Source organism: Streptomyces sp. XY431 (assembly GCF_001279805.1).
Classification (GTDB): Bacteria; Actinomycetota; Actinomycetes; order Streptomycetales; family Streptomycetaceae; genus Kitasatospora; species Kitasatospora purpeofusca.
Genome location: NZ_LGDO01000013.1, coordinates 80,794 through 93,935 on the forward strand (window position 1 = coordinate 80,794; position 13,142 = coordinate 93,935).

The following is a 13,142-nucleotide window of genomic DNA, read 5'->3' on the forward strand; positions in this document are numbered from 1 at the left end:
TGCCCCCCGGGGTCAGTCCTTCCGCACCACGATCGTGCACAGGCGCTTGGTGGCCCGGGTGAGCGCGACGTACAGGTCGCGGTCGCCGCCCGGCCGGGCCGAGGCGATCGCGTCGGGATCGAGCACGACGGCCGCGTCGAACTCCAGGCCGCGCGCCTCGGAGGCCGGGACCAGCCGGGCGTACCGGTCCGCGCCCGCCGCCGTCAGCGCGTCCACCGAGCCGTCCGGGCAGACCACGCCGATGAGTTCGCCGGGGTGGGCGGCCGACTGCTCGCGCAGTTCGGCGAGCAGGGTGTCCATCAGCCCGGCGGGCGAGGTGTCGCGGCTGCGGGGCTCCTCGCCGTGCCGGATCGAGCCGATCGGGGCCTGGTCCGGCGCGATCCGGGCCAGCAGCTCGCGGGTGGTGGCGAGGATCTCCTCGGTGGTCCGGTAGCTGACGGTCAGGGTGCGCAGGTCGAACCGGCCCCCGAGGTGCGGGTCCAGCGCCTCGTGCCAGCCGCGCGCGGTGGTGGCCGGGCCGGCCTGGGCGAAGTCACCGACCAAGGTCATCGACCGGGCCGGGCAGCGGCGCAGCACCGTCCGCCACTGGAGCGCGGTGAACTCCTGCGCCTCGTCCACCACCACATGGCCGAAGGTCCGCGCCGGCGGGCCGTCCAGCAGGGCGGCCGCCTCGTCCAGCAGCGGCAGGTCCGCGTCGGTCCACGGCGCGCCCGGGGTCCGCAGCAGGATGCGGTGCTCCTCGGCGGTGAACCCCGGCAGGCGCGCGGCCAGCGTCCCGAGGTCCCCGAGCAGGGCGTCCACCACCTCGCCGGGCGTGAGGTGCGGCCACAGCTCCTCGACCGTGCGCTCGACCAGGTCGTCGTCGAGCAGGGCGGCCCGCATCGCGTCGGCGTCGAACTCCGCGCCGCCGGCCGCCGGATCGGCCTCGATGCCCAGGTTGCGCAGGTCCGCCGCCGTGGCCCGGTCGAGGTCGAGGCCGGTCAGCTCGGCCACCTCGGCGTCGATCCGCTCCAGCGTCTCGGCCGCCTCGCGGGCCAGGTCCCTGGTCACCGCGTCGACCAGCATCTCCTTGAACAGCCCGCGGGCCCGGTGGTGCGGGAGACCGCCCATCAGTGCGGCGTCACGAGTCAGGGCGACCTCCGCCTCGCCCAGACGGACGTCGTCCTGTCCGACCCGCACGGCGAACTCCCCGCCGGGTGCCTGCCGTTCGCTCACCGTCGCCGCCAGCGCCGCGACGAGCGCCCCGTCGCCCTTGAGTCTGGCCGCCTCCGGCCGCTCGACGGCGGTACCGGGCGCCGCCCCGTCCGTCCCGTTCCCCTGGTCCGCTCCGTTCCCCCAGCCCGGTGCGGCCAGTTCGGCGCAGGTCGCGAGGACGACCTCGCTCTCGCCGAGCGAGGGCAGCACCTGCGAAATGTAGTCCAGGAAGCGGGCGTTGGGTCCCAGTACCAGCACGCCGCGCTCGGCGGCCTTCGGGAAGGCGTAGAGCACATAGGCGGCGCGGTGCAGCGCGACCACCGTCTTGCCGGTGCCGGGACCGCCCTGGACCACGGTGACGCCGCGGTGCTGGGAGCGCACGATCGCGTCCTGCTCGGTCTGGAGGGTGGCCACCGCGGTGCCCATCCGACCGGTGCGGCGGGCCTGGAGCGCGGCCGCGAGCGGGCCGTCGCCGACCACGTCCTCCGCGGTGGGCTCGGAGCCGTCGAGCAGTTCGTCGCTCACCCCGACCACGGTGCGCTCCGTCAGCCGCAGGTGGCGGCGCCGGCGCAGGCCCATCGGGTGCACGGGCGTCGCCTCGTAGAACGCGCGGGCGGCGTCGGCCCGCCAGTCGACCAGCGCGGGCAGTTCGTCCTCGTCGCGCTGGAGGCTCAGCCGGCCGATCCGCAGCGCCGTGCCGTCGACCAGGTCGATCCGGCCGAACACCAGGCCGCCCTCGGCCCCTTCGAGCCGCCGCACCTCCCGGGCCAGCTGTTCGGCGGCCAGGTCCCTCTCGTACGCCTCGGTGGCGCCGTCCGCCTGTTCGGCGAGTGTCCCGACGAGCCGGGCCCGGGTGTCGGCGAGCCGCTCGTCGAACAGCGCGACGACGGCGGCCACCTCCGCCCGCTCCAGCTCCACTTGGTGTACCACGTTGTCCTCGACCTGCGGCAAGGCAGCGCTCCTCTCGGGTTCGGCCTGCCACTATGCGAGGACGCGCAGGGAATGTAAATGTTGACGTTCCGGCCCGAATCGTGTCCACGGGCCGCCGCCGGGCCCGCCGATCCGACGTCGCGTCACCTCTCCCGGGGCTCAACGGGCTTCCCGCCGGCTGCCGGTGCGGCTGCCGGGGCGAGTGCCGGTGCGGGGTCCGGGGCGCGGGGTACGGGCTCGGCACCCCGACCGGACGCCGGCCGGGCGACGGGCCGAGGAGCGGCACCGGCGCCGGGCCCGACGTCCGGTCGGGGGCGTTCGCGGGAGGCCGCGGCTCAGGACTCCTTGACCACCACGGTCTTCGCCGCCTTGTCGTGCAGGGCCTGCTGGAGCGGCTTGTCCCACAGCGGCCACAGGACGTTGACGAGCGCGAAGAGGGAGCCGATGCAGTAGACCGCGTTGGGCAGCGTGTACACGGCCGCGCGGACCAGCAGCGAGTTCTCGGCGGGCCTCCCGCCGTGACCGAGGTCCACGACCCGCAGCTTCATCACCTTTTTGCCGACCGTCTGGCCACCCTGGGTGAGCAGCATCGCCGCCTCGTAGCCGAAGGAGAGCAGGCCCGCCACGAGGTAGTAGAGGATCGAGGCGCCGAGGACGGCGAAGACCAGCAGGGTCGGGACGAGGAGCACGGCGACGTCGATCAGCCGGGCGACCAGCCGCTCCCCGATCGGCGCGAGCTGACGGGACCCGGGCACCGGGGCGCCGCCGTACCCGCCGGGCTGGCCGAGCCAGTGCGGCAGGCCGGCCTGCGGCTGCTGGCCGTAGGGCTGCTGCGGGGGAACGCCGTAGCCGGGCTGCCCGTACGGGGCCTCCTGCTTGTACGCCTGCTGGTCGTACGGAGCCTGCTGGCCGGACGGGGGCTGCTGTCCGTAGGGCGGCTGCTGGCCGTAGGGGTTCTGCTGTCCGTAGGGGTTGGACGCGTCGTACGGATTCTCGTTCTGGCCGTACCCGGTGGGGCCGTTGGTGCTCATCCTGGCTGGTTCCCTGCCTCGGAGGTGGTGGTACGGCTGTTCTACCGATCATCCGACGGGCGCGGGAAGGCGGACGGGCAAGTCGTTACCGATCAGGGGCGACCTTGTCGCCGAGCCGGGCACCGAGGAGTCCTGTTATGTTCGGATTGCCGGAATCAGCCTGCGCCGTCCGAACGGGCGGCTCGACCAGGGAGGCCGGAATGACCGGTGCACCCGAACCCATCAGCGACGCCGGCCGTACCGCGCTGGAGCGGGACCTGGCCGACTTGCGCACGGAACGCGACGCCGTCGCCGCCACGCTGCGGGGCGGCGAGGAGGTCGGCGACCGGGCCGACCAGGCCGACGAACTGCAACGGGCCGACATCCTCGACCGGTTGGACGACCGGATCACCGTGATCGAGGGCCGACTGCGCGAGGCGGCGGTCGCGGGCGCGCCGAGCACCGAGACGGTCGGCATCGGCAGCACGGTCACCCTCCGCTTCGCGGACGCCGCCGAGTTGACCGTCCGGATCGGCGAACTGGCCGAGGAGCTGGACCCGGAGCTGGTGACGGACGACAGTCCGCTCGGCCAGGTCCTGCTCGGCCGCAGGGTCGGCGAGACCGTCGAGTACGACGCTCCGGGCGGTCGGACGAGCGCGGAGGTCCTGTCGATCGGCGGCGACGCCGGAGCGTGACGGCGCCCCCGTGGCCCCGCGCCGGCGGGTCGGCGGGTCGAAGGGCCGGTCCGGCGGGCGTGCGGGCGGCGCGTGCTCCGGGGCGTACCGCGCGCGCCGGGTCGGAGACGTCCGCCAGGGCGCCCCGGTGTGCGCCCCGCCGCGCCGCTGTACTGGGCCGGCAGGGCGTGATGGCATGGACGTGTCAAGCTCGTCGGTGGTCCCGCACGTGGGGGTGCGCGGCCCGGAGCCGACGGGCGAGAGGGAGGAAGCGCCCATGTCCGTTCGCACCCTGGCCGCCGGCACCGCCGCCGCGGCGTTGCTCGGCACAGCCCTCGTCGGCACGGTCGGCACCGCCGGCACCGCCTTCGCCACCGGGTGGGACACCCCGCCGCCGGACAAGATCGTCATCTCCGTCGCCACCGTGAACGGTTCCGGCTGCCCGGCCGGGACGGCAGCGGTCGCCGTGTCCCCGGACAACACCGCGTTCACCGTCACCTACAGCAACTACGTGGCCCAGGTCGGCCTCGGCTCCAAGCCGACGGACTTCCGCAAGAACTGTCAGCTCAACCTGAACGTGCACGTCCCGCAGGGCTTCACGTACGCCGTCGCCGCCGCCGACTACCGGGGCTTCGCCCACCTGGAGAAGGGCGCGACCGCCGTCCAGCGCGCCAACTACTACTTCCAGGGCTCGCCGCAGACCACCTACTCCAGCCACAGCTTCACCGGCGCGCTCGACGACAGCTGGCAGGCGACCGACACCGTCGCGGTCGAGGCCCTGGTCTGGGCGCCGTGCGGCGAACTGCGCAACTTCAACATCAACACCGAACTCCGGGTGGCCGCCGGCAGCTCGGACACGACCAGGACCACCAGCTTCATGACGATGGACTCCACCGACGGCAGCATCAACACCGTCTACCACTTCGCGTGGAAGCACTGCCCCCAGGGCTGACCGGGCAGTCGCCGCCGCCCCGGCCGGGCACTCCGGCCGGGGCGGCGGCGGTCGGCGTGCAGGGGTGCCTCAGGCCGGTTCGGGTGCGCCGTGGCGCGTGTCGGTGACCGGTCCGGTGGCTGGGCCGGTGACCGGGCCGGTGCTCGGACCGGCCGTCGGGCCCGGGGGAGCGGTGGCGCCGGTGCGCGCGGCGAGGGTGTGCAGCCGGTGTTCGGAGGCGCTGCCGGGCTCGGCGGTCCACACCACGATGTGCTGGTCCGGCGCCGTGGCACTGGTCAGGGTGTCCCAGTCCAGGGTGAGGTCACCGACCAGCGGGTGCCGGAACCGCTTGTTCCCGGAAGCGTGGACGGCGACCTCGCGGGCCTGCCACCAGCGCTGGAAGTCGACGTGGTCGGCCATCCGCGCGAGCAGGCGGTGCAGCCGCGGGTCGTCCGGGCGGCGGGCCGTGTGCATCCGCAGATGGGCCACGCAGGCGCGGGCGCCGTCCGCCCAGTCGCGGTAGCGGGACCGCAGCACGGGGTCGTTGAAGAGCAGCCACACGTAGTTGCGGTCCCGGGCGGGGTGGCGGCCGAAGTCGGTGAGCAGTGCGGCGGCCGGCGGGTTCCAGGCGAGCACGTCCATGGTGCGGGTGAGGACGACGGCCGGTCCGGTGGCGAGCTGGGCGAGCAGTCGGCGGTTGTGCTCGGTGACCTCCGCCGTGGCGCGGGCCGGGGGTTCGGCCGGCGGCCGTCCGGCCAGGCCGAGCAGATAGGCCCGTTGGTCGGGGGAGAGGCGCAGGGCCCGGGCGAGGGCCTCCAGCACGGGGGTGGAGGCGGGCATCCGGCCCTGCTCGATGCGGGTGTAGTAGTCGGTGCTGATCGAGGCCAGCTGCGCGACCTCCGCGCGGCGCAGCCCCGCCACCCGCCTCGGCGCGCCGTCGGACGCCAGCCCGACCTGCTGGGGGGTCAGCTCGGCCCGGCGGGTGCGGAGGAACGCGCCGAGTTCCTTCGGGCGGCCGCCTGAGGTGCTCATGCCCCCAGTGTGGCAGCGGCGGCCGTTGGTGGGGGCGGGATCGGCAGCGGTCAGCGTGCCCGCGCACCGGCGCCTGCGGCAAGTCCGGTGGGAGGGAGAGTTTTCTCCCCCGCTGAAATCCGCGTGTGACGGAAGTGTCCCCTTCTCGGCGGCCGGGCGGCGTGCGAGCGTCGTGGCGCGACCGCCGGCGGGTGTGAACGACGGCGGTGCGAACGGCGGAGTTCCTTCGGCACGCCCCACTGGAGAACATGATCATGGAGTTCACCCGGCCCGCGGCCACCGGCAGGGCCCCGGCCGAGTGGTTCACCGGCGAGGTGTGGTGGGACGTGGTCCACCCCGGCGGGGCGCCGTCCCGGAAAGGCGCCGGCCTGGTCCGCTTCGCACCCGGGGCACGCACCCACTGGCACTCCCACGCGCTGGGACAGAGCCTGCACGTGGTCTCCGGGACCGCCCTGATCGGCACCCGCGCCGGAGTGGTCCTCGCGGCCCGGCCGGGCGAGCTGGTGGTCTGCCCGCCGGGGGAGGAGCACTGGCACGGCGCGGCGCCGGACGGCGCCATGGAACACCTGGCCACCTGGGAGGGCACCGAGGACGGCAGCCCCGGGACGACCTGGCTGGAACCGGTCACCGAGGAGCAGTACGCCCTCGGCCGCGGCACGGGCGCCTGAGCCCCGCGCGCCGGCGCTCCGCTCGGCCCGCGAGCCGGCCGCTCAGCCCGCGAGCTGGCCCGGTCGGCCGGGGACCCACAGCGGCACCGGGGCGGTGGGCGCCATGTGCCGGGCGGCGTGCTCGTCGAGGACGGCCAGCGCCCGGTCCCGGTCGCCGTCACTGAGCTCCGCCAGCGTCGCGGCCGCCGAGCGGGCGCAGGCCAGGACGAGCGCGAGCATGTCCTGGCGCCGGCAGTGCTCGCGGACATAGGCCCGGCCGCGTTCGAGGATGCAGGCGCCCAGCGTCTCCCGCTCGGCGGCCGCGACCGGATCGGCACCGGCCATCGCCATCTTCACCCCGTACCAGACCAGGACGAGCGCGTCCGGCTCGGCCGGGTGCGACACCTCGGTGAGCCCCGCCCACTCCCGGGCCCCGGCCGACTCCCGCCCCAGCCGCTCCAGCGCCGCCGGACCGTCCCCGTCCGCGCGCCGGAGCGTCAGCTCGGCCGCCCGCAGCACCACCGCGCGCAGCACCGTCTCGGCCGGCACCCGCAGCCCCGGCGCGGCCGGATCGGCGAACGCCAGCCAGGCGTCCGCGAACGAGGCGGCCCGCAGCTGCCCCAGCCACGGCGGTGCGCCCTCCACGAGCCCCAGCCGCTCCTCCACGGCCAGCCGGACCAGCCCCACGGCCACCAGATCCGCAGCCCCCGCGTCGGGCCCGAGCCCGAACAGTCCGTTCCGCATGGAACACCCCCCGTCCAACGGTCATCACCTTGTGTGCGCACATCCCACCACATTGAGACGGAAACGAACTTGGTCGCGCCTGTGATGAGACGCACGCCACGCCCCCCGCAGCCCGTCGGCGCTCGCCCGCATCACCCCATTGACCTGCGGCTTTTCGCCGGTGGGTCGAGTCCGCCGACCGCCCGGACCGCCCCGAGAATCTTGACGCGGACCTGCCGACCGGGCCACGGCGGTCCCGGCGGCCCCCGGCGACCCGCTCGCCCGGATTCCGGCCCCGGCCGGGTGCGAGCTGGCGCAGTACCGGGAGGCCTTCGGGCGCTGTGTCGTCCATTACGACGGCGTTCCCGACGCACCGGCGGCGGACTGACCGGGGCCGCTCTGCGCGAGCACCGGATTTCGGCGGGGAGGACGACCAGGCCGGTGACGGCGTCCCGGAAGGCGTTCCAGTTCCCGCCGTAGAACGAGGGGAGACCGAGCTCCCGCTGCAAGGTGGCGTGCAGGTCCCGATCGTCGAGGACGGCGCCGACGTCGATCAGCACCCGCCGGTCCGGGTTCGGGCAGCAGTCCGCCAGGTCGCCCGGTTGCCCGGTCAGCCGCCGCCCATGCCGCCCTGGGCGGCGATCATCGTCAGGTGCAGCCCGGACACCGCGTGGGCCAGGCCGGGCGCGGTGGTGGCGAGGCGGTCGGTGAGGGCGGTGACGCGGTCGGCGTGGGCCTTCCGGTCGTGGCGGGTGAGCACCAGGCGCAGGTGCCCGTGGGCGGCCAGGGCGGCGAGCACCGCGTCCGCGAACGGCGCCTCGGCGGGCGGGGTGCTGCCGCGGACCAGCTCGGCCACCCGCACCTGGAGGTCCAGGGCCTCGCGCGGGTCGTCCATCGCCACCGGCCGCCGCGGCACGACCCGGCCATGGGGGGCGCGGTCCGCGACGGTCAGCACGCCGAGCACCGCGAGCCGTTGCTCGACGGCCTCCAGGGTGTCCTCGCGGTCGCGCCGGATCCAGGCCTTCCAACTGCGTGACGCGCTGCCCGCCTCGGCGAGCAGCGCATCGAGGACGCCGTCCCCGGTGGGGTCGGCGGAGACGACCCGGACGTGTCCGGCGCCGTCCTCGGCGACCGCGCCCCGGTGGGCGAGTTCGGCCAGGGCGGCGGCGCGGACCAGGAAACCGGTACGGGTGCGGTCCTGCAAGGACTGGGACCGGGTGTCGAAGGCCAGCAGGTAGCCGGAGAGATGCAGGGCTCGGCTCATGCCTTCGACGATAAGGGCGGTGGCCCCCGCGATCCGTCACCCCGCGGTCGGAGTCGCCCTCCGTCGACAGGACTACTGGAAGACCGGCTGCGGGTGGCCGATTCCGGCGCGGTGAATATCGGGCAAGTATGAGGAATTACCGCATTCCTGGGAACGGACAGCCGAATCCCCGCCGAATCCCCGCGCGCATCAGGACAACTGTCCGCGAGGGATCAGAATCCGGGAGCCTCAAGGGCGTTCGCGCGTTGGAATGGCAGCAGCGGACCCTTTCACCCGAGCCTACCCCGGTAGCCGAAGGCAGAGAAAGAGATGCCATGGATGATTTCGACGGCGAAACCTCCAAACGCAACCCCGTCTTCTGTGCTCTCGTCAATGCCCCCCTCGACCTGGACCGCGACGACCTCGGGCACCCCGCCCACCCCGGCCTGTGGGAGCGGCTGGTCGGCGACCGCAGGCCGGTCGACCAGCGCGGACTCCACTGCCCGGACTGCCGGGCCGCCCGGGGTGCCCGGGCCTGGATGTACGTCTTCGAGCGGCAGGGCCTCCGGATTGCCGCGCACCACAATCCGCACCGCCGCCCGTCCGGCGGGAGCGACGTGTTCGAGGCGTACCGGGATCGGTACGTCCGCGCGGCCGAGAGCGCCGGTCACACCGCCGAGGTGGGGGTGGTCGACGCGAACGGCAGGCGGCGGACCGATGTGCTCGTCACCGGCGCGGGCGGACAACGGTACGGGTTCGAACCACAGTTGTCGTACCTTTCCGCCGCGGCCGCCCGCAGCCGTGATGCCGCCGCCCGGGCCGACGGCATCACGGCGGTCTGGCACACGGTGGACCCGAGGTCGCCGCTGATCGACGCGGTCCACTGGACCAGGACGGACGACCTGCCCGCGGCTGCTGTGCGCGCGGAGCGCGACCTGCTGGTCCGCGGCGGCGTGCGGGCCCTCACCCTGGAACTCTGCGACCGCATGCCGGCGCCGTGCCCCACGCGCAGGCAGGGCAGTTGCGGGCGCCGCCACGCGCGGTGGGGGCCCCGGCCCCGGCAGTTCGACGACCTCGTCCGCGACATCGCCGCCGGGAGCTGCGTCCCGCTCACCGTGAGGGCGGGCCGGGGCGTGCACCGCTTCTGGTCCTCGGTCGAGGACCGCGAGGCCTTTCTCGACAGCGGCGGCACGCTCACGTCCGCCGACGAGGCGTCCGCCGGTGCCGTCGACCGCGCGCCGGCGCCGCACCGCTCCACCGCCTCCGGTCCGCGCCCCCACCTCCGCCGGGACACCCGCTGCGTCGTCGACCGGGCCGAGCGGGCCGAGCGGTGGCACCGGAGGTTCGCGGCCCTGCCGGCCCGCGACAGCGGCGAGGCGATCTGGTTCCCCGAGCCGGCGGCGGCCCCCGCGCGGATCCCGCGCCCGGAGATCGCCCCGGTCCGACGCGAGGTCTGCTCGGCGGGCCACGGTCCCGCCTGCGGCCGGGGTGCCCGGCTCTACCCCGGGGGGTGGTTCTGCGAGGAGCACCGCCCCGGCGCGGCCCGCGCCTGAACCGCCGGGCCCGACTGCCTTGCGGTGTGCGCAGACGGTCCGCGTAGAGTCGACCGAGGCACACCTCACCCACCGTCGGCCGCGTGTTTTCTTCACCGCGCCGGTCCGGGCGGCTCCGGCCGCCGGCCCTGTCGGCGCGGGGTGTGCCGGTCGAGCGGATCGGGACAGGGCGGGAACAGGGAGCGAGATGGTGAGGGGCAGGCAGGAGGCGAGGCGTCCGCACGGGGAACTGGTCGCGGACGTCCTGGCGGTGCTGTGGGCGTCGGCCGAGCCGATGACCGCGCAGGAGGTCAAGGGCGCGCTGCGGCAGGACCTCGCCCGGACGACGGTGGCGACGATCCTCGCCCGCCTGCACGAGAAGGGGACGCTCGACCGGACGCGCCCGGGCCGTTCCTTCGCCTACGCGCCGGTGGCGGACGCCGCCGGTCTGGCCGCGGGCCGGATGCGCCGGGAGCTGGAGAAGGAACCGCAGCGGGATCTCGTCCTGAAGCGGTTCGTGTCCTCCTTGTCCGCGGGCGACGAGGACGTGCTGCGAAGCCTCCTGCTCGCCGCGGAGAGCGAACAGCTCCCCGGGGCGCAGGACCCGGCGGGGGTGGAGGAGGGATGACGCTGGTCCTGGCGGTGGTCGCCCTGGCTGTGCTCCTGCCCTGGGGTGCGGTGCCCGCGGCGTCCCGGCTCGCGCGGCTGCTCGCACCGCGTGAAGCCGCCCTGGCCCTCGCGGGCACGGCGGTCCTGCTGGCGGGCGGCACCGTCGCGGTACTGGTCGCCCTCCTCCATGTGCCGTTCCTGGCGGGCCTCGAACAGCTGCCGCTCACCGGGGTGACCACGCACTGGCCGGCGGTGCTGCCGGTCGCGGGCGCCGCCGGGGCCCTGCTCGTCGTGCAGGCCGTCCGGCTGGTGCGGGCCGTGCGCCGCCACCGCGCCCTGCTGTCGCGGGCGTGGCAGCTGACTGCCGGGGCGACGGCGGAGGGCGACGTGCTCGTCGTGCCGGGAGCGGAGGCGGAAGCCTTCGCCCTGCCGCGCCACCGCGGGCGGGCCGGTCGGGTGGTCGTGACGGAGGGCATGCTCGAATCCCTGGGGGCGTCGGAGCGCGCGGTCCTGCTCGCGCACGAGCGGGCCCACCTCCACCGGCGCCACCACCTGTTCTCGGTGGCCGCCGACCTCGCCGCCGCCGTCCATCCGGCCCTCGCGCGGCTGCGGACCGGCCTGGAGTTCCACCTGGAGCGGTGGGCCGACGAAGCGGCCGCCGGAGCGGTGTCCGACCGGAAGCTCGCCGCGACCGCCATCGCCCGTGCCGCACTGGCCGGAGCGACCGGGCCCGGGGGACACGGCGCCCGGCCCCTGTCCGTGAGCACGGGGCCGGTGCCCCTGAGGGTCCAGGCCCTGCTGGCGCCGGCGCCGGCCGGACCGGAGGGGCGGGGCCCCCGGCTGGCCGCCGCGGGTCTCGTCGCCGCGGTGGTGGCCTCGGCCGTGCTGGCGCTGGGCCTGGCGTACGGCCTGCACGAATACGTCGAGTACGCGGCGGAGACGCTCACCGGTCGGTGACCCTTGTGACGACATCGATGTAGACCAATGCTCGGAAGCGCGGATATGGTGAGCCTCGGCTTACCGTCCCGGCCGCGGGACGTCGCACGCTCTCGACGATGGGGACACGGTTTGTACGACGGACGGAAGGGATCCTCGAGTCCGTTCGAGCAGACCGTCTACCTCCTCTCGGAGGCCGGCCGCGTCGTCGACCGCCTGCTCGCGGAGCGGCTCGAGCACCGCGGACTGACCCCGGCCCACCAGGCGCTGCTGTCGACCCTGGCCACCCTGGGGCCGCACGGCCGACGGGACCTCGCGGAACGGCTCGCGATTCCCGAGGCTGATGCGCACCGGGCGCTCGACGACCTGCTCTCCCGGGGCCTGCTGCAGTCGATGGTGGTCCACATCGGGGGGCGCCAGGAACTGCTGGCGATCACCGACCCGGGCCGGGCCGCGCTGGACCTGCTCCACTCCGACGCCTCCGCCGCGCAGGACGGCCTGCTGGCCTCGCTGACGAGGGGCCAGCGCGTCGAGCTCAACTCACTGCTCCGGCGCGTGTGCGCGGCCGCCGCCCGAGGGGCGGGCGGGCTGGGTGAGCCCTCGGACGGTGGAAGCCGGACGCTGACGGCCGGACCCCGGTCCGCCTGAGCGGTCCGGGCGCCCGAATCGCCTCCGAATGCCCTGGTCAAAGCCATGAAGGAGGTCGCCTGGGCGGGCGTGGTGCCCGCGATCACCCCGACCACCTTCGACCGCTGGCTCGACCTCGTCCTCGACCAGGTCCACATCGTCTCCGGCACGGTCTGGCTCGGCGGACTGGCGCTGCTGGTCGCCCTGGCCGCTGCCCGTGGCCGTCTCGGCGACGGCGCCGGGCTGCTCTGGGCCCAGCTGTGGCAGCGCTTCGGCCTCGTCGCGATGGTCTGCGTCGGTGCGGTCACCGTCTCCGGTCTGTGGCTGAGCTGGAAGCACGTCGGCAGCGTCCCGCAGCTGTGGACCACCGGCTACGGCATCGCGCTGGTGGTCAAGATCCTGCTCGTGGCCGGGCTGGTGACCGCCGGCGCCTTCAACCAGTTCTGGCTTATGCCCCGGATCACCCGGGCCCGCCTCGCCGACGACACCGCCACGCTGCGCGAGCTGACCCTCGGCCACTTCCCCAAGGTCGTGTGGGGAGAGGTCGCGCTGGGCCTCGCCGTCCTGCTGGTACTGCCCTTCCTCGCCGGCTCGGCCCGCACCGAGGCCGGCAGCCCCAAGGCGGTCTTCTCCGGCAGCATCCTCGCCGCCGGCGCCGCGCTGGTGGTCGCCCTCGCGGTCTCCCTGTACGCGACGGCCAAGGTCTCCGACCTCCTCGCCCGCCGTCCGCTCCCCGCCGCGGCGGTCTGACGGCCCGACCTCGTCCGGCGGTCCGCTGCCCGCTGACGGCGGAGTCGCTCGGCAGGGGCGTTCGGCAGGACCGCGAACCCCCGGCCCGGCCACCTCACGAAGGTGGCCGGGCCGGGGGTTTCGTGCTTTCGGGGAGCCTCGGTGCCGGGTCGCGGGGGCGGGCCTTCTGTCGGTGACCCCGACCCGCCGGGACCGGCCGGGGAATGCGGACGCCCCGGCCGGTGGGTTCCGGGCGGGGCGTTGCGTGGTGTTGTGGGTGCGCCGGGTGGCGCGGGCCGGTGGTGTCGGGCGGTGGTGTCAGGCG

The 13,142-nt window shown here is 75.1% G+C and carries 14 protein-coding genes; 8 read left to right on the forward strand and 6 right to left on the reverse strand.

From position 1 onward, the window contains the following. Positions 1 to 12 precede the first annotated feature (12 nt). Positions 13 to 2,145 (reverse strand): HelD family protein, encoded by a 2,133-nt coding sequence (locus ADK60_RS02750; protein ID WP_234370914.1) that lies wholly within the window; start codon positions 2,143 to 2,145, stop codon positions 13 to 15. A 314-nt stretch (positions 2,146 to 2,459) separates the two neighbouring features. After that, positions 2,460 to 3,155 (reverse strand): RDD family protein, encoded by a 696-nt coding sequence (locus tag ADK60_RS02755; protein WP_053642901.1) that lies wholly within the window; start codon positions 3,153 to 3,155, stop codon positions 2,460 to 2,462. A gap of 200 nt (positions 3,156 to 3,355) precedes the next feature. On the opposite strand from ADK60_RS02755, the gene ADK60_RS02760 reads away from it, so the two are divergent. Continuing rightward, positions 3,356 to 3,829 carry a GreA/GreB family elongation factor gene (locus ADK60_RS02760; RefSeq protein ID WP_045944534.1) on the forward strand — a complete coding sequence of 158 codons (474 nt, stop codon included), beginning with the start codon at positions 3,356 to 3,358 and terminating at the stop codon, positions 3,827 to 3,829. 256 nt (positions 3,830 to 4,085) lie between these two features. Next, positions 4,086 to 4,760 carry a DUF4360 domain-containing protein gene (locus ADK60_RS02765; RefSeq protein WP_045944533.1) on the forward strand — a complete coding sequence of 225 codons (675 nt, stop codon included), beginning with the start codon at positions 4,086 to 4,088 and terminating at the stop codon, positions 4,758 to 4,760. 69 nt (positions 4,761 to 4,829) lie between these two features. Here the strand turns inward: ADK60_RS02765 and ADK60_RS02770 are convergent, their stop codons facing one another. Next, entirely contained in the window at positions 4,830 to 5,771 is a 942-nt protein-coding gene (locus ADK60_RS02770) for a helix-turn-helix domain-containing protein (RefSeq protein WP_079007991.1), read from the reverse strand. Between the two features lie 254 nt (positions 5,772 to 6,025). Between ADK60_RS02770 and ADK60_RS02775 the strand changes: the two genes are divergently transcribed. Continuing rightward, positions 6,026 to 6,439, forward strand: coding sequence for a (R)-mandelonitrile lyase (locus ADK60_RS02775; protein WP_053642940.1), 414 nt, complete (start codon positions 6,026 to 6,028; stop codon positions 6,437 to 6,439). Positions 6,440 to 6,481: 42 nt separating this feature from the next. Here ADK60_RS02775 and ADK60_RS02780 read toward each other — a convergent pair whose 3' ends face one another. The 3 genes from ADK60_RS02780 to ADK60_RS02785 form a co-directional block, all read right to left on the reverse strand. Next, positions 6,482 to 7,162 (reverse strand): hypothetical protein, encoded by a 681-nt coding sequence (locus tag ADK60_RS02780; protein ID WP_053642903.1) that lies wholly within the window; start codon positions 7,160 to 7,162, stop codon positions 6,482 to 6,484. Between the two features lie 131 nt (positions 7,163 to 7,293). Continuing rightward, on the reverse strand, positions 7,294 to 7,701 hold the full coding sequence (locus ADK60_RS41435) for a barstar family protein (protein WP_159400280.1): 408 nt from the start codon (positions 7,699 to 7,701) through the stop codon (positions 7,294 to 7,296). A 50-nt stretch (positions 7,702 to 7,751) separates the two neighbouring features. Further along, positions 7,752 to 8,405: a GOLPH3/VPS74 family protein gene (locus ADK60_RS02785; protein WP_053642904.1), complete on the reverse strand. Its 654-nt coding sequence runs from the start codon at positions 8,403 to 8,405 to the stop codon at positions 7,752 to 7,754. Between the two features lie 314 nt (positions 8,406 to 8,719). Between ADK60_RS02785 and ADK60_RS02790 the strand changes: the two genes are divergently transcribed. The 5 genes from ADK60_RS02790 to ADK60_RS02810 all read left to right on the forward strand — a co-directional run bounded on the left by ADK60_RS02790 (position 8,720) and on the right by ADK60_RS02810 (position 12,838). Beyond that, positions 8,720 to 9,937, forward strand: coding sequence for a hypothetical protein (locus tag ADK60_RS02790; RefSeq protein WP_053642906.1), 1,218 nt, complete (start codon positions 8,720 to 8,722; stop codon positions 9,935 to 9,937). A gap of 187 nt (positions 9,938 to 10,124) precedes the next feature. Further along, a complete protein-coding gene (locus ADK60_RS02795; RefSeq protein WP_053642909.1) occupies positions 10,125 to 10,544 on the forward strand; it encodes a BlaI/MecI/CopY family transcriptional regulator in 420 nt (139 codons plus the stop codon). Further along, the gene (locus ADK60_RS02800; protein ID WP_053642911.1) at positions 10,541 to 11,482 is read left to right on the forward strand and encodes a M56 family metallopeptidase; all 942 of its coding nucleotides are present in this window, start codon (positions 10,541 to 10,543) and stop codon (positions 11,480 to 11,482) included. Before ADK60_RS02795 ends, ADK60_RS02800 begins: the two co-directional genes overlap by 4 nt. Positions 11,483 to 11,593: 111 nt before the next feature. Continuing rightward, positions 11,594 to 12,109 carry a MarR family winged helix-turn-helix transcriptional regulator gene (locus tag ADK60_RS02805; protein WP_053642913.1) on the forward strand — a complete coding sequence of 172 codons (516 nt, stop codon included), beginning with the start codon at positions 11,594 to 11,596 and terminating at the stop codon, positions 12,107 to 12,109. Positions 12,110 to 12,154: 45 nt separating this feature from the next. Beyond that, positions 12,155 to 12,838 carry a CopD family protein gene (locus ADK60_RS02810; RefSeq protein WP_053642915.1) on the forward strand — a complete coding sequence of 228 codons (684 nt, stop codon included), beginning with the start codon at positions 12,155 to 12,157 and terminating at the stop codon, positions 12,836 to 12,838. Positions 12,839 to 13,142 lie beyond the last annotated feature (304 nt).